The organism is Nonomuraea sp. NPDC049709 (assembly GCF_040674815.1).
Lineage (GTDB): Bacteria > Actinomycetota > Actinomycetes > Streptosporangiales > Streptosporangiaceae > Nonomuraea.
Genome location: NZ_JBFANM010000046.1, coordinates 15,226 through 35,160, shown reverse-complemented (window position 1 = coordinate 35,160; position 19,935 = coordinate 15,226). Strand labels below are relative to the sequence as shown.

Genomic DNA, 19,935 nt, shown 5'->3' with positions numbered 1-19,935 from the left:
GTCCGACTCAGGCGGCGGCGTCGCTCAGGGCCGCGCGCGCCTCGCTCAGGGAACCGCTCGTCTCGAAATGCCGGTCGAGGTTCGTGATCGTCAGCAGATGGCGGATCATGCCGGGCGCGAGCACCAGGATCATGCGGCCGTTCATGTGCTGGACGTGGTTCAGCGTGGCCACGAGCACCCCGAGCCCGACGGAATCGCAGAACGGCACCTCGGTCAGGTCCACCACCACGTTGAGCGGGTCGGCGGCGGCCAGAGCCTGTTCCAGCTCCGCCCGCAGTCTCGGAGCGCCGGCAACGTCGAGATCGCCCACGACGTGCAGCACCGTACAGGGGTCCTCCCGCCAACACCTGACCACCATGGGCCTCACCTGCCCGATACCCAGATAGTTATACCTATTTCTTACATATGTTCTGCATTGCCGTTTTGGTCGTTGGTGTAACGCTGGGCTTGGCGGATGGGGTGGTTGTCGCCGACTGTTTCCCGATTTTCGGCTGGTCGCTGCCGAGGATCAGCTCGATGCCCTTGATGTCCACCTTTCGAAGCTCCGCGCCGGGAATGGCGGTGGCGACGACCTTCGCCGAAGCCTCCAGGCCCTCGCCGTAGCGGATGATGGTCTTCTTGTAGTCCTTCTTGCTGGTGTTCCCCGGCTCGCCGGGCACCTTGAACCCGGATTCGACCAGCGCGGTCTTGGCCCGCGCGGCCAGGCCGGTGATCAGGGTGCCGTTCTTCACCTTGAGCGAGATCTGGCCGGGCGCGATCGGGGACGGCTTGTTCGACGGCGTGGCGGAGGCGGTCGGGGTGGGCTTGGCCGGGTCCTGGTCCGCGTTGATCTTCGTGAACATGTCGCGCGCCGCCTGCTTGTCCCACAGGACCGCCGACTCGCCGGTGGGCGTCTTGAAGTCCACGTCGGACAGCGGCACCTCGGCGAACTTCACGTCGCCGAGCGAGACGTCCCGCAACTGCGTGGCCAGCCCGATCAGCCCGTCGTCGGGGTCGACCTTGACCGTGCTGAGCGTCGAGTTGACGAACGAGGCCAGCTTGCCCGGGTTGGCCAGCGTGTCGGCGCTGAGCGCCCGGTTGAGCAGGGCCGAGATGACCTGCTGCTGCCGGTCGATGCGGTCGAGGTCGGCGCGGCCGGTGGCGCGCGTGCGGGCGTAGCCGAGCGCGCGCACGCCGTCGAGCTGGTGGGTGCCGGCGGGCAGGTTGAGCGCGATCTTGGTGTCGTTGATCGGCACGGGCGTGCAGACGGTGACCCCGCCGAGGGAGTCGACGACGTCGATGAAGCCCAGGATGTTGACCTCGATGTAGCGGTTGATCTGCAGCCCGGTGGCCGCCTCCACGGTCTGCTTGGCGAGCTTGGGCCCGCCGAACTGGTACGCAGAGTTGATCTTGTGGTCGCCCTTGCCCGGGATCGTCGTCCAGGTGTCGCGCGGCAGGCTCACCACGGTGACCTTCTTGTGGTCCTCCGACAGGTGGATGACCATCATGGTGTCGGTGCGCTGGCCGGACTCGCGGCCCAGCTTGAGCCGGTTCTGCTGCTGGCGGGTGAGGTCGTCGCGCTTGTCGACGCCGACCAGCAGGATGTTCTCGGCGCCCTTGGACGAGGCGGTCACGCCGGCGTCGACGGTGCCGATCTGGCGCGGGGTCGCCCACACCACGCCCGTCGTGACCAGCACCCCGGTGGACAGGAAGCCGGCCACCAGCACGTTGCGGCGGCGGGCCCTGGCGCTCCTGCGCGGCTTCCGGGTGCGGGCGGGTGCGAGCTTGACGCCACCGTAGGCGTCGCCGCCCACGAGCACACCGCCGTCCTCCTCGGCCGGGTCGCGCATCCCGTCCCCCTTTTGTCACCCCGGAGGATCAAGCTTTCGATTGCCCTCCTCCCCTGGTCGTACAGTAGCGTGAGCCCCGCCATGAAGCAGTTCCCCGACTCGCCGCACGCGCCCGCGGAGACGCGCGGCTGGCCCCCCATCTCCGTCGTCATGCCGGTCCTCAACGAGGAGCGGCACCTTCGCGAGGCCGTCGACCAGGTCCTCGCCCAGAGCTACCCCGGTGAGATCGAGGTCGTTCTCGCCGTGGGTCCGTCCCAGGACCGCACCCAGGAGGTCGCCGACGCCATCGCGGCGGCCGACCGCCGGGTGACGGTCGTGCCCAACCCGACAGGCCGCACCCCCAACGCCCTCAACGCGGCGATCGCCGCCTCGCGCAACGGCATCATCGCCAGGGTGGACGGGCACGCCATGCTGCCCTCCGACTACCTGCGCGTCGCGGTCGAGACGCTGGCGGAGACCGGCGCCGACAACGTGGGCGGCATCATGGCGGCCGAAGGGATCACGCCCTTCGAGCAGGCGGTCGCCTGTGCCATGACGTCCAAGATCGGTGTGGGCGCCGCCGCCTTCCACGTGGGCGGCACCGCCGGTCCCGCCGACACCGTCTACCTCGGCGTCTTCCGCCGCTCGGCGCTCGACCGGGTCGGCGGCTACGACGAGCACTTCCAGCGGGCCCAGGACTGGGAGATGAACCACCGCATCCGCCAGAGCGGCGGCCTGGTGTGGTTCCAGCCGCGCATGCGGGTCTCCTACCGGCCCCGGCCCAACGTGAAGGCGCTGGCCAAGCAGTACTTCCACTACGGCCGCTGGCGCCGCGTGGTCTCGCGCACCCACGAGGGCACGATCAACCTGCGCTACCTGGCGCCGCCCGCCGCCGTGCTGGCGATGCTGCTCGGGCTGGTCGTCTCGCCGTTCTTCCCGCTCGGCCTCATCGTGCCCGGCGGCTACGCGCTGGCCATCGTGGCGGGCTCGGCGCTGACCGGCGGCGGGCTGCCCATGAGCGCGAAGCTGCGGCTGCCCCTCGTGTACGCGACGATGCACTGCTCCTGGGGCTGGGGCTTCCTCACCAGCCCGAAGAAGCTGGCCAGGCCACCCGGCTAGGAGCCCGAGAAGACCCGCTCGACGGCGGCGTTGAAGCGGGTCAGCGCGTCCGGATACTCCGGCCCGAACAGATAGCTCCGCAGCTTGACCCTGGCCCTGGCCAGGGTGTCCTCCCCGTCCAAGAACTCGGCGAGGCCCGACAGGTCCTCGCCGAGCAACACCCCCGCCTCGGTGCTCGGGTAACGCTCGTAGAAGGCCCGCTCGGGCAGGCCCGAGACGTTCGTCACCGCGTACGGCTTCTCGCTGGCCAGGAAGTCGGCCACCACGCTGGAGATGTCACTGATCAGCAGGTCGCACTCGTTGAAGCAGTCGTAGAGGTGCGGCTCCGGCCCGGTCACGATCAGGTGCCTGATCCGCGGCTCCGTCCCTTCCGCGCGCGACGGGTGCCGGGCCTTCGACTTGGCCAGCTCCGCCGCCTCGATCATGGCCACGATCTTCCGGTGCGCCCGGAGGGCGCTCTTGGCGCGGTGGCCGGTGAGCGGGTGCGGCTTGTAGATCACCCGCAGCGGCGGCCGGTGGTCCAGCAGCGCCCGCACGAGGCGCGGGCCCATGGTGATCAGCGAGGTGTGGAACAGGTCGTCGTTCCAGCCCTCCCAGGTCGGGGCGTACAGCACGGTCCGGTACGGCAGCCCCGGCCCCTCCGTCGAGATGCCCTCCAGCTGCGGCCGCCCGACCTCGTGGATGTTCTCGTCCCGCACCCCCACCTTGGCCCGGCGGTACCGGTCGCGCCCGGCCGGCCCGGCCACCCACACCTCGTCGTAGACCCGGGAGAACGGGTTGAACGACGCCTCCTTGTCGCTGTCGCCGTGGTTGAGGAACGCGCTGCGCAGGGTCGGGATGCGCAGCATGTGGACGTTCCTGCCGACGTTGGAGACGTACAGGCAGAGCCGGGCGTTGGCCAGCGCGCGGAAGCTCATCAGGTCCGCCGACGACGGGATGCACAACATCGGCAGCCTGGTGGACTCCAGGTGCCTGGCCATGCCGCGCTCGCGCAGGACGACGATCGCGCGGCGGTTGATGCGTTCCAGCGTGGGCAGCCACATCCTGGCCTGGTAGGCGGCCGCGGTGGCGCCGGAGAAGTACAGGATGACCTCGGGCTTGTACCTCTCGACCTGCTCGCCCACGACCTCCAGGACCCTGGCCGTGTCGGTGAGCGGCGCGGCGCGGCGTACGTACGGGATGAGCGCGAGCGCCCCCGCCAGGCCCGCGACCAGCGCCAGGCCCGCGCCGAGCGTGGCCGCGACGGGGCCGAGGACCGCGCCGAGCACCGGCAGCACGTCCAGGAAGAGGAAGGGCAGGCTGCGGGCGTCGCGCAGCGGCGGGGGCGGCATCTTGGGGATGCGCAGCGCGGAGACGTCGAGGTTGCGGGTGGTCACCGGCATCATGCTGAGCATCTGCCGCAGCCGCATGGCCAGCCCGGTGTGCAGGGCCCGCACCGCGTGGATCGCGAGCACGCCGGCCGCCAGCGCCACGAACCACGGCGAGTCGGCCCCCGCCGTGCGCGCCACCAGCAGCAGCGCCATGGTCTCCCGGGCCGCGAAGCGCAGCGTGGTGCCGAGATGCACCTTGCCGAGCAGCTCAGGGAGCGGACGGGCGGCGCGCGGGGCCACGCACTCGATGGCGTACGAGGCCACGGCGGCCACCCCGAACAGCACCGGCGCCGGCCAGAGCGCCGCCACCAGCAGCAACGGGTAGCAGCCGAGCAGTGCCGCGATCACGATGAGTCTCCTCATGCGATCGCACGGTAACAACCCCCAGGTCAAGCGCCGTCAACGCGCACGTCTATGACTTGCCCTGATAGGTCGGAGATGAGGATGTCCAGCGAGGTCTGCGCGACCCGGAGCGGAGACGCGCCGGTATTGATGCAGTTGACCCGGATGCCGTCGGCGGCCCATTCGACGGCCAGCGCCCGGGCCAGCGCGGCCACCGCCGCCGCGCCGGAGGCGTGCAGGGCGCCCGAGCCGGGCGGGACCTGCAGCAGCAGGCTCCCGCGCAGGTGCGGCCGGGCGGCGCGGGCCACGTTGAGCGCGCCGAGGTGACCGGCGCCGACCACGTCGGCGACCGTCTCACCGCTCGCCTCCGCCAGGCCGGCCGTGTGGCCCGCGCCCGCCGCGACCACCACGTGGTCGGCCCCGCCCACGTCGTCCAGCGCCTTGGCCACCGAGTCGAAGTCCTCCACGCGCACGCCGTCGGCCCTGGTCAGGACGTGCACCCTGGCGCCGTGACCGGCCGCGACCCCGGCGATCTCCGAGTCGCCGAGCACCACGACGACCTGCCCGGCCAGCGTGCTGGCGTCGCCGGGCGGCACGGGGACGGGCAGCCGGAGGAGCAGCTCCGCGATGTGCAGGTCGCCCGGATGGGTGACCTTGATGTTGTGCTCGCTGCCCTGGACCAGGTGGATCGGCACCTCGGGCAGGTAGCGCAGCACCACCCCGCAGTCGTCGGTGGCCGGGAGGCCGGCGAAGCCGGGGTCGGCCATGGCCCGCTCGTACGCCTCGCGGATCACCGAGAGCCGGAAGCACTGCGGGGTCTGGCTGCGCCGCAGCCGCGACCGGTCCAGCACCTCGCCGATCACCTCGCCGCCCGCTTCGGGGGCCGCCACCAGGACCGTGTCGGAGCTCGGGATCGCCACGTTGACGGCCTCGTGGATCTCCAGGGCCCTGACACACTCCGTGATGATCCGGGGCTCCAGGAGGGGGCGTACGGCGTCGTGCAACAGCACGTTGCACTCCTCGGCGCCGAGCGCGCCCAGCGCCCGCCACGTGCTCTCCGTACGGCTCGCGCCGCCGTCCACGACCCGGCTGACCTTGCGATATCCACCCCTGGCCACGATCTCGCGGACCCGGTCGGCGTATCCGGGCGTCATCAGCACCACGATCTCGTCGATCTCCGGCGCGCCCTCGAACACGGCCAGCGAATGCTCGATGATCGTCCGCCCCGCCACCTCGATGAGCTGCTTGGGCGTGCCAAGCCCGACCCGCTGCCCCACGCCACCCGCGAGGAGCACCCCAACCGACCGCAGCCGTGCGTCCATACCGGCAGCGTAATGGAAATCCCCTGTTCAACCGGATGCTCCCGGGCTCACGGAGCCCGGCTCCACACGAAACCCGGCGATCGGGGCGGTCCGGGCACACCGGCCAGACTTGCCGGCAGCGCAACGGTGCTGCTCCGTGATATCGCGTTGACCTGTCGCTACGCTGTGTCTACGTACCCCCCAAGTCCACGTGCTCCACCCCGACCGGGAGGAGACCGGCGCTTTGCCCGACTCACTGACCCGCGAAAGCACGACCACGTCGGTCGTGCTGCTCGCCACCACACCGGCCTGCAGGCTCCACAGCGGCGACGGCACGCTGCTCGACCGGCTCCACGACCAGATCACCTCGCTGCCCGTCCGTGAGGTGCTGGTGCTGAACGCCGGCGGCGGCCTCGGGGCCGACCTGCGCGGCGTCGCCAAGATCGCGCGTACGACGACGGGCGCCGTGGCCGTGCTGCCCGCCGACCTGGTGGCCCACACGGAGGCGCTCGCGCTGCTGCTGGAGCATCCCGCGCGCGACACCGCCGCGCTGATCTCCCACGACGCCGCCGCCACGCCCATGCGCCCGCCCGTACGCGTCGAGGGCGGCCGGATCGTCGCGGCGGGCAGCTCCTTCCACCTCGTCCCCGAGGCGAACGCCACGTTCAGGGGCGTGCTGCAGACGGGGGAGGCCGACCTGGCCTCGCTGGCCGACATCGCGGAGGAGCTGGCCGAGCTGGCCGACACGGGCAAGCTCGGCCCCGTCACCCCGGTCGAGGCGGTGGACCTGCTGCTGGTCGGGCTCGTCAGGTCGGGCGTGACCGTGCGGGCGGCCGCGATCGGGCCGCTGCACGCCGACCGGGTGACCGGCCAGAACGCCGCCGACGCCGCCGTCACCCGGCTGGCCGAGGTCGACGAGGCCAGGGTCCGGCTCGACACCTCGGTCAAGGCGGACGACGGCTTCTTCACCACCTTCTTCGTCTCCACCTGGACCCGCCACCTGATCAAGCCCGCCGTGCGGCTCAAGCTCGCGCCCAACACCGTCACCGGCGTCTCGGCCGGGCTGGCGCTGCTGGCGGCGGTCTGGTTCTCGGCCGGCACCCAGGGCGGGCGGCTGGCCGGCGCCGTGCTGCTCTACCTGTCGTTCGCGCTCGACTGCCTCGACGGGCAGCTGGCCCGCTACACGCGCGCGTTCTCGCCGCTGGGCGCCTGGGCCGACGGCATGTCCGACCGGCTCAAGGAATACGCCGTCTACATCGGCCTGGCCTTCGGCTTCGGCGGCACCGAGATCTGGTACCTCGCCGTGGCCGCGATGATCCTGCAGGTCGTCAGGCACGCCATCGACTACACGTACGCGGGGGCCCAGGCCGACGCCGCCCGCATCGGGGCCATGTGGGGCCGGCCCGCGCGCTCCCTGCTGGAGTCCAGGGACGCCCGGCGCGACCACGGCGGCGTGCTCCGGTTCGCCCAGCGGCTCGAACGCGACACGATCGCGCGCTGGCTGAAGAAGATCGTCGTGCTGCCCATCGGCGAGCGCACGGCCCTGATCGCGGTCACCGCCGCCGGCTGGAACGCCCGGGTCACGTTCCTCGCCCTGCTCTGCTGGGGCGGCGTGGCGGCCCTCTACCAGCTCGCCGGACGGATCGCGAGGTCGGCAAGGTGATTTCGGTCCACATGACACCCGTCCCCAACAGCACGGTCGTGGCCTACCGCGACGACGGGCCGCTCTCGCGGGCCATGGGCCTGCTCGTCGCCGGGCAGCTCCCGCCGCTGCCCCCGGTGATCGCCGGCACGTTCGTGACGGGCGTGCTGCTGATGATCGGGGTGGCCGGGTCCGACGGCCTGGCCGTGTTCGCGCCCGCCGTGACGCTGCTGCTGGCCGGGCCGGGCAGCACGCATCCGCACGACGGCCGGTTCGACTGGCTCGTGCCGCCGATCCTGCGGCTCATCGAGTACACCTTCATCGCGGCGGTGGGGTTCGCCCATCAGGTGCACCCCGTGTTGATCTTCTTGCTCCACGGCGCGCTAGGCTTCCACCATTACGATCTGGTCTACCGGTTGCGCCAGCGCGTCTACCCGCCGCCGTGGCTGGCCACGGCGGGGCTCGGCTGGGACGGCCGGATGATGGTGGTCTCGCTGGCCGCCCTGTCGGGATGGCTGACCGGCGGCTACGTCGTGCTCGCCGCCTACCTGTGGGGGCTGTTCGGCTGGGAGAGTCTGACCTGCTGGCTGGCCGCGCCCCGATCCGGGGTGGAAGCGACCGATATGGGAACGCAAGACTAACGCCGGATTACCCGCACGGGGTCCAAAGACGAATACTCTTTGGGCCAACGGAGTCATGCTCGACTGAGGAGTGCACGTTGCTGGGAATGGTTCTGGCCGCTGGGGCCGGACGACGCCTGCGGCCGTATACCGACACGCTGCCCAAGGCGCTCGTGCCGGTCGACGGCGAAACCACGATCATGGACATCTCGCTGCGTAACCTCGCCGAGGTGGACCTGCGGGAGGTCGTGGTCGTCGTCGGTTACGCGGCGCAGGCCGTACACGATCGCAAGGACGACCTCGAGAGGCGTCACGGCGTCAAGCTCACCCTCGTGCACAACGACAAGGCCGAGGAGTGGAACAACGCCTACTCCCTGTGGTGCGCCCGCGACTACTTCTCCCAGGGCGTGCTGCTGGTCAACGGCGACACCGTGCACCCGGTCTCGGTCGAGAAGACGTTGCTGGCCGCCCCGGAGACGAGCGACATCCTGCTGGCCGTCGACAACGTGAAGCGGCTGGCCGACGAGGAGATGAAGGTCACGCTCTCGCCCGAGGGGTCGCTGCGCCGCATCACCAAGCTCATGGACCCGGCGGAGGCGTACGGCGAGTACATCGGGGCCACCCTCATCCGGCCGGGCGCGGCCGAGGGGCTGGCCGACGCGCTGAGGACGACGTTCGAACGCGACCCGCAGCTCTACTACGAGGACGGTTACCAGGAGATGGTCGACCGCGGCGAGCTGATCCACGCCGCGCCCATCGGAGAGGTCGACTGGGTCGAGGTGGACAACCACGACGACCTGGCCAAGGCCCGCGCCATAGCCGTTCACTACTGAGGGGGCGCGGATGCCGCTTCTAGCGAGGATGTTGCCGGCGCCGCTGACCATGGACGTCAGGCGCGGCGCGGTGGCCCAGCTCGGCGCCCTGCTGGCCGACAGCCGCGTGGCGACCTCCGGCAGGGTCGCGGTGGCCGTCGGCCCCGGCCAGGGCGACCACATCGAGAGCCTCATCGCGCCCACGCTGGGCGAGGCCGAGGTGTTCAGGGTGGCCGACGGGACGGTCGACGCGGCCGTCTCGCTCGGCGCCGACCTGCGCAAGGCGGCCTATGAGGTGGTCGTGGGCGTCGGCGGCGGCAAGACGATCGACGTGACCAAATACGCCGCCTCGCTGGCCGGCATCCCCATGGTCGCGGTGGCCACCAACCTCTCCCACGACGGCATCTGCTCGCCCACGGCCTCCCTGGTCTACGAGGGCGGCAAGGGCTCGTTCGGGGTGCCGATGCCGCTGGCCATCCTGGTCGACCTCGACTTCGTGCACAACGCGCCGGAGTCGCTGGTCCGGGCGGGCGTGGGCGACGTGGTCAGCAACCTGTCGGCCATCGAGGACTGGCAGCTCGGCAACGTCGAGCGCGGCGAGCCCATCGACGGGCTGGCCTGCTCGATGTCCCGCACCGCCGCCGAGGCGCTCATCGGGCGCACCGACTCCATCGAGTCCGACGCGTTCCTGACCGTGCTGGCCGAGTCGCTGATCCTGTCCGGCATGTCGATGGTCGTCGCCGGCTCGTCCCGGCCCGCCAGCGGTGGAGACCATGAGATCCTTCATGCCGTGGATCAGCTCTTCCCCGGCACCTCCAACCACGGCGAGCTCGCCGGCATCGGCGCCGCCTTCTGCTTCTTCCTCAGGGAGGACGACGCCCGCGTCAAACAGGTCGTCAACTGCCTGCGCAGGCACGAGCTGCCCGTCGTCCCCGCCGACATCGGGCTGAGCCCCGAGCAGTTCGCCGAGGTCGTCGCGCTGGCCCCGGCCACCCGTCCCGGCCGTTACACGATCCTGGAGCACCTGCGCATGCAGGATTCCGAGATCCGCGATCGGGTGGGGGACTATGTCCGCGCCTTCGGTAGCTGAGCTGCGGCAGGTGGCCCAGCCGCCGGGCCACTTGGAGCGCAGGAACGGCGAGCACTGGGCGGGCGTGCTCTACATGCGCCGCCTGTCCATCTACGTCACCTGGTTGATGACCAAGACGCCCGTCACGCCCAACCAGCTCACCTGGGTGATGACGGTGGTGGGCGTGGCGGCCGGGTTCGTGCTGGCCCTGCCGGGGCTCTGGGCGGCCGTGCTGGCCGCCCTGCTCATCCAGGTCTATCTGCTGCTCGACTGCTCCGACGGCGAGCTGGCCCGCTGGACCGGCAAGACGTCGCTGGCCGGCGTCTACCTCGACCGGGTCGGCGCCTACTTCGCCGAGGCCGCCGTGCTGGCCGGGCTGGGCTGGCGCGCCTCGGAGGTGCTGCCCGACTGGTACACCGTGTTCGGGTTCGCCGCCGCGCTCGGCGCCATCCTCATCAAGGCGGAGAGCGACCTGGTCGAGGTGGCCCGGGCGAAGGGCGGGCTGGGGGCCGCGACCGAGGCGTCGGCCGTGCAGTTCAGGTCCGGGCTGCTGGGCCTGGGCCGGCGGGTGCTGGCGGCGACGAAGTTCCACCGGATCGTGCAGCCGATCGAGCTCTCGCTGCTCGCGCTGGGCACCGCGGTGATCGACGCGGTGGCCGGGAACTTGACGGCCACCAGGGTGCTCGTCGTGGCCTGTTTGCTCGCCGCCGCCGTGCAGACCGTGCTGCACCTGATCAGCATCATGGCATCGAGGCGACTTGCTTGACCTCAGGTCGGAACCGAAGGTGGGCGTCGTCCGTCGTATTGATCGGACGTCCGCCGTTCGGTGGGGGTTCACTGTCGGTTCCGATACGCTTAGCTTCACCATCCAGACCATGCAGACCAGCAGACTCGGTGATCATGAAAGAATGCTCCGCCCGTGTTCTCAACGCGTCAGGACGATGATTCGTTGAAGATCTCGTGCGTCATCCTCACCATGGGCAACCGGGTCGCGGAGCTGAACCGGGCGGTCGAGTCAGCGCTCAACCAGGTCGACGGCGACGTCGAGGTGGTGATCGTAGGCAACGGCGCCGACGTGCCCGAGGTGTCGGCGACGCCACCCGAAGGGTCGGCCGCGGTCGTGAAAGCGATCCGGCTCGACCAGAACACGGGCATCCCCGCCGGCCGTAATCGCGGCGTCGAGGAGTGCTCGGGAGACGTCGTGCTCTTTCTCGACGACGACGGCTGGTATGCCAGCCAGAAGGTCGTCGCGCACGTACGCGACCGCTTCGCCACCGAGCCCGACCTCGCGGTGATCTCCTTCCGGGTCATGGACCCCGACGGGGGCATCGGCCAGCGGCGCCACGTGCCCCGCCTGCGCGCCGGCGACCCGCAGCGCTCCTCCCCGGTCACCACGTTCCTGGGCGGCGCCTCGGCGATCAGGCGCTCGGCGTTCCTCCAGGTGGGCGGGCTTCCGGAGAAGTTCTTCTACGCCCACGAGGAGACCGACCTGGCCTGGCGGCTGCTGGGCGAGGGCTACCGGATCGAATACGACGCCGAGACGGTGATGTACCACCCGCAGGTGCCGCCGACCCGCCACGCCGAGTTCTACCGGCTCAACGCCCGCAACCGGGTCTGGCTGGCCCGGCGCAACCTGCCGTGGCCGCTGGCGGCCCTCTACCTCACCAACTGGGTCGTGCTCACCCTGCTGCGCGAGCGCGGCTCGTCGGGCGCGCTCAAGGCGTGGTTCTCCGGCTTCCTCGAGGGCCTGCGCAGCCCCGCGGGCGAGCGCCGCCCCATGGCGTGGCGCACGGCTTGGCGGATGGTCAAGCTCGGCCGCCCGCCGATCGTCTGAGACCGCCGCCCGCGGGTCAGAGCTGGGCCGCCTCGCCGAAGGTCATCGCCGCGTGCGCGATCGTCGTGCTGAACATGGCCCGCTTGGGCAGCCCCAGCTCGCTCAGCTCCTTGGCGATGGGGTGGTTGCCCAGGCGGATCAGCGCGCCGCTGGGGCGGATCCTGGCGCCGCGCGCGCGTACGGACCAGGGGACCCGCCGGGTGACCCCGTCGCGGTGCGTGTAGGCGTCGAGGGGCGCCATCGCGGTGGCGCCCGGCACCGGCACGCCCGGCTTGATCAGCATGTCGAGCACGAGCCGGCCGTCCTTGCGCAGGACACACCTCTTGTACGGTGACGCCAGCCGCAGCTCGATGTCGGCCAGCTCCTTGGGGAACCCCCACAACGTCCGCCCCGCCTCCAGCGTGAACCGCTGGTCGACCGGCAGCCAGTGCACGAACACCCCGGCCTGCCGGAGGTCCGCCGCCCGCGTGGAGCCGGACGAGCCCGGAGGGCGCACCAGGAAGGCCATGCCGAACTCGTGGTAGGTGTCGAGGTCGCCGTCGCGGTAGTCCACGAACAGCAGCACGCAGACGGCCTTGCCGGGCAGGACCTCGGCCACGTCGAGACCGGAGTAGGCGATCACCGCCCGCGCGGCGTCGGCCCGCACGGGGTAGAGGGCGCTGCACACCTCGGCGTCCCGCACCCGTACGGGCATGCCCACCGTCCGGCCCTGGATCTGATGCGATGCCATGGGACAAGTACATCAACCGGCAAGCCGTGTGACCATTCCCGCCCCGGTTGCGTCTAGGTGTGATGTGACTTTCGGAAGAACTCGGGGGGCGTCATCATCGAGGAGCTGTATCGCGAGCACTGGCCGCTCGTGTGCGGGTTCCTCCTGCGCAGGACCCGTGACCCCCATCTCGCGGAGGACCTGGCCCAGGAGACGTTCGTCAAGGCGACCAGGGCCCTGCTCGGCTGGCGCGGCGAGAACCCGGCCGCGTGGCTGCTCACGATCGCGCGCAACGTCCTCGTCGACCACATCCGCCGGACGCGCCGCGAGCTGCCCCTGCCCGACGCCGGCGAGTTGGGCGTGCCGCCGCTCCACGTGGCCGCACTCGACGTGCGCGATGCCCTCGACCGGCTCCCCGAGCAGCACCGCAGGCTGCTCAGGCTGGTCTACTTCGAGGGCTTCTCGCTGGTGGAGGTGGCCGCGATGACCGGCAGGAAGCACGCCTCGATCAAGACCGCCCTCTGGCGGGCCAGGAACGCCTTCGCCGACATCTACGGAGCTCCCCATGCCTGATGACTTTCCGGAAGTGCCGGACTTTGATCCCAAGCTGACCAGGCGGGCGGTCCGCCGGGGCCTGCTCAGGACGACCACCAACGTCCTGGCGGTCCTGCTGGCGCTCGCGCTGGTGGCCACGGTCGGCTCGACCCTCGTCCAGGAGCGCGGCGACCGGGAGCGGCGCATGACGGACGTGCTCGGCACCGCCTTCAAGCTCTACAACCCGGCGTACGAGGTGACCGTGGGCGGCTGCTGCGAGACCACGCCGGTGTCGATGTCGTTCGAGGTGACCGCGTCCCCGCTGCGGGCCGTCGGTGGATTCTGGCCCGCCGGGGGCGACACGTACACGATCAGCCAGGACTTCTTCGGCCGCGTGGGCCACCTGCCGCTGGGCAGCACCGCCAACACCAGGCTCTCCTTCGCCCTGTACGACGTCGGCGGCGACCTGGCCGCCAAGGAGGAGGTCCGCAAGGTGCTGGCCAGGCTGCCGGACGGGCTCAACGCGCTGGCGGTGGTGGAGTTCGCGGCGCCGCTGAAGGAGAACGAGCTGAAGGCGTTCCTCGACCGGAACAAGTCGTGCGCCGACCGGGTCGTCTACGAGCGCAGGACGGGCTCGCTGCCCATCACCTGGGGTGAGATCACCTGGGATCGCGGCGAGTCCGCCGAGGGGAAGCAGGGGTGCGGGGTCGGCCTGGACAACTTCCGCTTCTGGACCGGCCTGCTGCGCGAGCACGACGACGCGAATTTGCGCCGCTTCGACCTGTCCCTGGCCCGGCTGCGCAAGGCGGCCGGCGACGGGCTCGCCTACGCCTACGTGGACCAGCTCGCCTCGGTCGAGGAGCTGCGCGAGCTCATCGAGGACCCGCGCGTGCGCACGATCCGGCTGGCCGACGCCACCTTCGACCTCGACCGCCCCTAGACGGCCAGCGCGTGCGTGGCCATGCCCGCCCACGACTCGGCGCGGCGCACGAAGGCCGCGGCGTGGTCCGGCCAGTGGTGGCGCAGACGCGCCTCCGCGTGCCCGAGCCCGCCCAGCTTCAGCCGCCGCACCGGATCCTCCTTCAGGTCCAGTACGGCGTTCAGCACCGCGTCCACGTCGAGGGGCACCACGAGCCCGCACCCCGCCCCCTCGACCAGCGAGCCGCCCTGGGGAGTCGTGATCACCGGCAGCCCGCGGCCCATGTAGTCCATGATCTTCGTGGGCACCGTCCGCACCGTGTCATCGGCCAGCGACAGGCCGGCCAGCGCGCCCTCGGCCATGCGCAGGGCGTGCCGGTTGGGCACGTACCCGAACCAGTCGAGCAGGCCCACCCGCTGCGCGTCCCGCAGGAGCGGGCGCACGTCGCGGGCCGCGGCGCCGATCAGGTCCAGCCTGATGCCGTGCGGGACCAGGCGCTCGGCCAGCCCGATCAGCTCCGTCACGCCGCGCTCGGCGGACAGGCGGCCGATGTGCACGACCCTGGTGTCGCCGGGAGGAGGCGGGCTGGACGACACCAGGGTCGCTTCCGGGACCACGGCGGGCGTGACCACCTGGTGACGCCGCTCGGCCCGGGCGAGCTGCCTGGGGGTGACCTCTTCGCGTACGTCCCAGACGACCGGAGGGCGCCGGTAGGGCAGCGCGCGCAGCAGCCGGTGGTCGTGCACGATCAACAGGTCGGCGGCCCGCAGGCCGCGTCTGAGCGCCGCGCGGGCCCTGCCGTACGTGGCGTTGCGTGCCACGTCCACGGCGGCGAGCCCCATGGCGGGGGTCACGTTGAAGTAGGTGAACGGCGCGACGTAGGTCACCTCGTGGCCCGCGTCGAGCAGCGCCCGGATCTGCCTGTGCATGATCCGGGCGTCCTCGGGATGATGGACGGTGGTGGCGACACATGCGCGCATGTGTCGATGCTCCGCGCTTACCAGGTCAAAGGCGTTAATGCGGGTGGAACGGCTGCTTAACTTCGGGAGGGCCGGCGATAGAGCCAGACCAGGCGAGGCTCGAGAACCCACTTGAAAACCGTCCGGGTTTCGGGCAGGCACAGCACGATGGCCAGCGCGAAGCAGCTCGAACTGATCGCCAGCACGCCGAGCGGCCCGTGCAGCCACGGGAGCTCCAGCCAGCCCTGGTCCTTGGCGATCAGGACCGGGATGCCGTGCAGGAGGTAGCAGTAGAGCGTGCGGGTGCCCAGATCCGAATACCACGTCTCGCCCCTGGGGATCAGGGCCAGCACGGCGAAGCACATCGCCAGCGCGCACACCAGCAGCCCGGCGCGCACCCCCAGCCCCATCCACCAGGACATGTCGAGGTCCTGGAAGCTGTTCTTGTAGTAGAACGGGCCCAGCGGCGCCCTGGGCGCGATGTAGATGGCCACGGCCGCCGCGCCGAGGACCGTGACCACCGAGACGATCTTGATCCAGCGCCGGTTGAGCATCTCGAAGTGCTCGGGCTGCATCACCAGGCCGATCACGAAGAACGGCATGAGACCGAAGAAGCGGTCCATGCTGAAGTCGCCCTCGATCTGGGAGAACCCGGCGAACAGGTAGATCGCGATGGCCACCGGGACCGGATATTTCATCCGCTTCCACACTGGTGTGGACAACCGCCAGAACAGCAGCGCCAGCAGGTACCAGTTGAGCCACGCCGGATCGATGATCGTCAGGCTCCACTTCTGGCCCAGCCCGAAGCGGAGCGCGGCGTAGCCGACCTCGACGATGACGTAGGGCACCAGGAACGTGTCGACCAGCTTGTTGGTCTTGGCGTTGGAGTTCCAGAAATTCCTGGACAGGTAGCCGCTGATCAGCACGAACAGCGGCATGTGGAAGGTGTAGATGAAGATGTAGAGGGCCCTGGAGGAGTCGGCCGACAGCGTGGGCACCAGCGAGTGGCCGACCACCACGAGCGCGATCAGGACGAACTTGACGTTGTCGAGGAACGGGTCGCGCTTGCGCCTGGGCTGCTCCGGCTGCCGCTGCGGCTCGGGCCGCTCCTCGCGCCGCTCTCCGGACGCCGGGGCCTGGGCCACCGCCGTCTGGGGCCGGGCCTCCTCGCCGGGGGCCGCCCCGTGCGGATCGGTGGCCTCACTCCAGAAGGTCTCCTCCGGCAGCGGCCATCGGGCTCCCGTGTTGGCGGGCCCGTCCTCGTCCGGGCTTCGCGGGGTCGTGGCCGGTCGGGAGGATCTGGTGTCAGACACAGGGGGAAGTCGCTCAGCTTCGCTCGGGGCCCGGGAACACGGACGACAGCACGATCCAAAACCTTTCGGCTCCGTGTCGCGCTGCGTCGCCGACCCGCAACAGACTATCCCGCCCTCGCAGTCCTGTCTCTCGGAGAGGCCCAGAATGCCCGGTTACACAGGGAACTTGGAGCCTCTACGTGCAGACGTTCTTCTGCTCGGACGCGGTGATCGTGCTGTTGTTGACGCTGTCGGGCAGCTTGGTGACCTTGACCGAGTCGAAGTCCTCGCCGACCACGAGCTGGATGATCGGCGTGCCCTTCGGCGCGGCTCCCGCCGTGGTGGCGGTCGTCATGTACGGCTGCGCGTTCGTCGCCGGCACCTTGCCCGACGCGGCCTGCGGCTTGGGCAGGACCGAACCGCCCAGCGTGATGGCGTGGTCCGCGGCCGTCTCGATCGTCTTGGCGTAGTGGATCTCGCTCTTCGCCAGGCTCGCGCCGCCGGGCGCCTCGTAGTTGCCCAGCCCCACGACGTTGAAGCCCTGCTTGGCCAGCTCGTCGGCCACCTCGCGGGCCTTGCCGATGGTCTTGGTGCCGTTGAGCACCTGGACCCTCACCTGCTCCGGCTTGATGGTGACCTTGGGCTTGGCGCTGGCGCTCGCGCTCGGCTCCGGCGTCGTGACCTCGGTGTCGGTCTTGATCGAGGTGAACAGCTCGGTGGCGTCGGGCTCCTTCCAGACCACGCGGTTGGGGTCGGCCGGATCGGGGCCCCACGGCACCGTGGTGAACTTGACGCCGTTGGCGGTCATCTCCTTGGCGCTCGTGGCGATCTGGATGAGCTGCTCGGTGTCGTTGGCCAGTTCCGGGTCCATGGTGACCGAGCTGGCCGCGGCCGCGATGAAGTCTCTGAGCCGGCCCACGTCGGTGAGCAGCTCGCTGCTGGTGGCCTTGGAGACGACCTTGCTCAGGAAGATCTGCTGGCGCTTGATGCGCTGGATGTCGCTGCCGTCGCCGTATTTGCGCAGGCGGACGTAGCCCAGCGCCTTCTCGCCGTTGAGCAGGCTCTTGCCGGGCGGCAGCACCAGCTTGGAGGCCTTGTCGTTGACGCCCGACTTCAGGCAGATCTCGATGCCGCCGAGCGCGTCCACGATGTTCTTGAAGCCGCTGAAGTCCACCTCGACGAAGTGGTTGACGCGGATGCCGGTGAGGGTCTCGATCGTGGAGATCGTGCAGGCGATGCCGCCGGAGTTGTACGCCGAGTTGATCATGTCCCGGCGCGGGGCCATCTCCTGCTTGGTGGCCTCGTTCTTGCACCTGGGGATCTGCACCATGGAGTCCCGCGGGAAGCTGATCAGGCGGGCCTTGTCCCGGTTGGGGGAGATGTGCATGAGGATGATGGTGTCGGTGCGCTTGCCGCCCGCGTCGGCCTGCCGGGCGAGCTGCTGGCCGTACCTGGCGTTGCCCTGACCGGCACGCGTGTCGGAGCCGACGAGCAGCACGTTGAGCGCGCCCGTGTCCGGGGGACGCGGGTTGATGATGTCTTCCTTGACACTCTTCTCGTTGATGTTGCCGAAGGTGTCGCGGTAGATCGTGTAACCGGTCAGCGCGCCCGCCACCATCACCGTGGTGACGCCGATGCTGACCCAGGCCAGCACGCGCATCTTGGCCTGGCCGCCGCCCTGGCCACCCGAGCGGTGACCGCGCGGGGGCCGGTCGTCGGGCGGCGGTGGCGGCGCGGCCGCGGCGGCCGCTCTGCGCGCCATCCTGCTGCCCGGCTGCGTGGGGGCCGCTCGGCGGTCCTGCAAAGAATCGACTACCGGCACGCTCCTGTAGTCACTCATACGCCCCCTAGCCTCACTCCTTGCGCCGCCGGCTTGGTCGCTCCGCGCCACGAGACTAGGTCACGTACGGCGTGCCTCGAGCCACGATCGTGGGGAACGGCCGTGACTTGGGCGTGATGTTTCCGCGGCACAGCATACTCAGAGCCGGACATTGGGTGGAATATCATCGCCAAACTCTTTCCTGCCTCCGGACTGTTCCCGCACGTCAGGCCTGATGCTCAGGGCTGCCGCCAAACAGGCCAGGGGTACGGCCGGCAACACGTACCGGTAGTCGAACTCGGCCGCCGCGGCCGGTGTGATCAGCAGCACAACGGCCGCTGACCAGGGCACCAGCCACTCCGGGCCCGCCACGAGGCGCCTTCCGCCGCGCCGACGGGCGATCGCCGCCACCGGTGGCACGAGCAAGATCCCCAGGAGCACCGGGCCGGGCAGCCGCGCCATGCCCTGGTAGGCCCGCAGCCATCCGGCCTGAGGCTCGACGATCTCCGTGCCGATCGCACCCTGCTCGTAGAGCTTGGCATATTCGGCGCCGACCTGCGCGGGATAGCGCCCAGGTGGTCCGGGCTCCGTCACCGGGAACTGGTAGTAGGCGTAGACCTCGGGATCGGGATAGACGGGACGGCCCCAGGTGAACGTGCGCCCCAGCTCCGTCAGCACCGAGGCGGCGTAGTCGAGCGGCTGGCTGGTGATCGCCAGCGTCGCGAACCTGGCCGCCAGGTCGTCGTTCTCCTTCGAGAACGTGATGCCCGGCCGCAGCACCAGGGGGGAGTCCTTGGCCCAGATGTACTCCTGCGAGGGCGGGCGCCGCTCGGGCGGGCGCGGGTCGCACAGGATCTTCAGATCGGGCGGGGGGTCCATCTCGGCGCAGTCGGCGAAGGACATCGTGCGGGCGTACAGGAAGACGCCGTTCGCGCCGACGATGCCGACGCGCTGGTAGGTGGCGTAGAACCAGGCGCCGTACGCGACGATCGGCACAAGCGCGGCGGCCAGCAGCACGCCGGCCGGCCTGATCCGCCCGCGCAGCACGAACCAGCCCGCCAGCACGACGATCAGCGGCTGGCCGACGGTCCTGGTGAGCGTGGCCGCCGCCAGCAGCAGCCCGATGGCCACGACCGTGGCGGGCCGCCGCGCCTGGCACAGCACCACGGCCGCCACGACCAGGAACATGAACAGCGTGTCGGAGACGAGCAGGTGCTCCAGCTCGACCTGGTACGCGTCCAGCAGCACCGGCACCGTGGCCAGCGTCGCCACCCACCGGGGAGCCCTCCGCGCGGCCCGGTAGACCAGCACGCCGGTGGCCAGCCCCAGCAGGTGCTGCGCCGCCGTGACCGCGCCGAACGCGTGCAGGGGCTCCAGCAGCTTGAGGAACATCGAGTAGCCGGCCGGCCGCACGAGGTCGGGGCGGGGCCTGAAGACGGTGACGATGTAGGTGTAGGAGTCGGGGAACCAGAGGGCGGGCCGGTAGCCCAGCATGGCCAGGGCACGCAGGACCGTGCCCAGGGCCAGGACGGCCAGGAACCACCTGTGCCGCCGCGCCCACGGCTTCGACCCTTCCGCCGCCCGCAGGGCGCGGCTCCTGAGCTCGCCCGCCATCCGCCGGGCCCACCGTTTCGGGTCACGCGGCAGGCGGCGCCGGCCACGGCCGGGCCTGGCGGACTCCCCGGCGCGAGCCTCCGACATCACCCGCACGTCCTCCCGCTTCTCCGGCACCTCGCGTACGCTACCCGCGATCGCCCGCACCCCGTGCCTCCACCACCGGAGCCGC

18 protein-coding genes are annotated in these 19,935 nt (G+C 70.6%); 9 read left to right on the top strand and 9 right to left on the bottom strand.

The features are described from left to right. Nucleotides 1–7: 7 nt before the first annotated feature. Nucleotides 8–358, bottom strand: coding sequence for an STAS domain-containing protein (locus tag AB0J69_RS37845; protein ID WP_364127757.1), 351 nt, complete (start codon nucleotides 356–358; stop codon nucleotides 8–10). A 34-nt stretch (nucleotides 359–392) separates the two neighbouring features. Then, nucleotides 393–1,829, bottom strand: a complete 1,437-nt coding sequence (locus tag AB0J69_RS37840) for an LCP family protein (protein WP_364127754.1) — start codon at nucleotides 1,827–1,829, stop codon at nucleotides 393–395. Between the two features lie 81 nt (nucleotides 1,830–1,910). On the opposite strand from AB0J69_RS37840, the gene AB0J69_RS37835 reads away from it, so the two are divergent. Then, nucleotides 1,911–2,927 carry a glycosyltransferase family 2 protein gene (locus tag AB0J69_RS37835; protein ID WP_364127751.1) on the top strand — a complete coding sequence of 339 codons (1,017 nt, stop codon included), beginning with the start codon at nucleotides 1,911–1,913 and terminating at the stop codon, nucleotides 2,925–2,927. Here the strand turns inward: AB0J69_RS37835 and AB0J69_RS37830 are convergent. Next, nucleotides 2,924–4,660: a CDP-glycerol glycerophosphotransferase family protein gene (locus tag AB0J69_RS37830; RefSeq protein WP_364127748.1), complete on the bottom strand. Its 1,737-nt coding sequence runs from the start codon at nucleotides 4,658–4,660 to the stop codon at nucleotides 2,924–2,926. The genes AB0J69_RS37835 and AB0J69_RS37830 overlap by 4 nt on opposite strands. 26 nt (nucleotides 4,661–4,686) lie before the next feature. Next, complete coding sequence (locus tag AB0J69_RS37825) at nucleotides 4,687–5,961, bottom strand: bifunctional cytidylyltransferase/SDR family oxidoreductase (protein WP_364127745.1); 1,275 nt, start codon at nucleotides 5,959–5,961, stop codon at nucleotides 4,687–4,689. Nucleotides 5,962–6,184: 223 nt separating this feature from the next. Here AB0J69_RS37825 and AB0J69_RS37820 point away from each other — a divergent pair, with 223 nt between their 5' ends. The 6 genes from AB0J69_RS37820 (at nucleotide 6,185) to AB0J69_RS37795 (ending at nucleotide 11,917) form a co-directional block, all read left to right on the top strand. Further along, nucleotides 6,185–7,603 (top strand): CDP-alcohol phosphatidyltransferase family protein, encoded by a 1,419-nt coding sequence (locus AB0J69_RS37820; protein WP_364127742.1) that lies wholly within the window; start codon nucleotides 6,185–6,187, stop codon nucleotides 7,601–7,603. Between the two features lie 11 nt (nucleotides 7,604–7,614). Further along, nucleotides 7,615–8,223 (top strand): DUF5941 domain-containing protein, encoded by a 609-nt coding sequence (locus AB0J69_RS37815; RefSeq protein WP_364127738.1) that lies wholly within the window; start codon nucleotides 7,615–7,617, stop codon nucleotides 8,221–8,223. Between the two features lie 77 nt (nucleotides 8,224–8,300). Further along, a complete protein-coding gene (locus AB0J69_RS37810) occupies nucleotides 8,301–9,035 on the top strand; it encodes a phosphocholine cytidylyltransferase family protein (RefSeq protein ID WP_364127736.1) in 735 nt (244 codons plus the stop codon). A gap of 28 nt (nucleotides 9,036–9,063) precedes the next feature. Further along, nucleotides 9,064–10,104, top strand: coding sequence for an iron-containing alcohol dehydrogenase family protein (locus AB0J69_RS37805; protein WP_364127913.1), 1,041 nt, complete (start codon nucleotides 9,064–9,066; stop codon nucleotides 10,102–10,104). After that, a complete protein-coding gene (locus tag AB0J69_RS37800; protein ID WP_364127733.1) occupies nucleotides 10,082–10,849 on the top strand; it encodes a CDP-alcohol phosphatidyltransferase family protein in 768 nt (255 codons plus the stop codon). The genes AB0J69_RS37805 and AB0J69_RS37800 overlap by 23 nt, the downstream gene beginning before the upstream one ends. A 183-nt stretch (nucleotides 10,850–11,032) precedes the next feature. After that, entirely contained in the window at nucleotides 11,033–11,917 is an 885-nt protein-coding gene (locus AB0J69_RS37795) for a glycosyltransferase (protein WP_364127730.1), read from the top strand. 16 nt (nucleotides 11,918–11,933) lie between these two features. Here the strand turns inward: AB0J69_RS37795 and AB0J69_RS37790 are convergent, their stop codons facing one another. Next, entirely contained in the window at nucleotides 11,934–12,647 is a 714-nt protein-coding gene (locus tag AB0J69_RS37790; RefSeq protein ID WP_364127727.1) for an acetoacetate decarboxylase family protein, read from the bottom strand. A 93-nt stretch (nucleotides 12,648–12,740) separates the two neighbouring features. Here AB0J69_RS37790 and AB0J69_RS37785 point away from each other — a divergent pair, with 93 nt between their 5' ends. Beyond that, nucleotides 12,741–13,199 carry an RNA polymerase sigma factor gene (locus AB0J69_RS37785; protein WP_364127910.1) on the top strand — a complete coding sequence of 153 codons (459 nt, stop codon included), beginning with the start codon at nucleotides 12,741–12,743 and terminating at the stop codon, nucleotides 13,197–13,199. Continuing rightward, nucleotides 13,192–14,100, top strand: a complete 909-nt coding sequence (locus AB0J69_RS37780; protein WP_364127726.1) for a hypothetical protein — start codon at nucleotides 13,192–13,194, stop codon at nucleotides 14,098–14,100. Before AB0J69_RS37785 ends, AB0J69_RS37780 begins: the two co-directional genes overlap by 8 nt. Here AB0J69_RS37780 and AB0J69_RS37775 read toward each other — a convergent pair. The 4 genes from AB0J69_RS37775 to AB0J69_RS37760 all read right to left on the bottom strand — a co-directional run bounded on the left by AB0J69_RS37775 (nucleotide 14,097) and on the right by AB0J69_RS37760 (nucleotide 19,910). Continuing rightward, a complete protein-coding gene (locus AB0J69_RS37775) occupies nucleotides 14,097–15,059 on the bottom strand; it encodes a glycosyltransferase (protein WP_364127723.1) in 963 nt (320 codons plus the stop codon). The genes AB0J69_RS37780 and AB0J69_RS37775 overlap by 4 nt on opposite strands. Nucleotides 15,060–15,115: 56 nt before the next feature. Then, the gene (locus AB0J69_RS37770; RefSeq protein ID WP_364127720.1) at nucleotides 15,116–16,351 is read right to left on the bottom strand and encodes an acyltransferase family protein; all 1,236 of its coding nucleotides are present in this window, start codon (nucleotides 16,349–16,351) and stop codon (nucleotides 15,116–15,118) included. Between the two features lie 175 nt (nucleotides 16,352–16,526). Continuing rightward, on the bottom strand, nucleotides 16,527–18,092 hold the full coding sequence (locus tag AB0J69_RS37765) for an LCP family protein (RefSeq protein ID WP_364127717.1): 1,566 nt from the start codon (nucleotides 18,090–18,092) through the stop codon (nucleotides 16,527–16,529). Between the two features lie 216 nt (nucleotides 18,093–18,308). Next, nucleotides 18,309–19,910 (bottom strand): hypothetical protein, encoded by a 1,602-nt coding sequence (locus AB0J69_RS37760; RefSeq protein ID WP_364127715.1) that lies wholly within the window; start codon nucleotides 19,908–19,910, stop codon nucleotides 18,309–18,311. Nucleotides 19,911–19,935 lie beyond the last annotated feature (25 nt).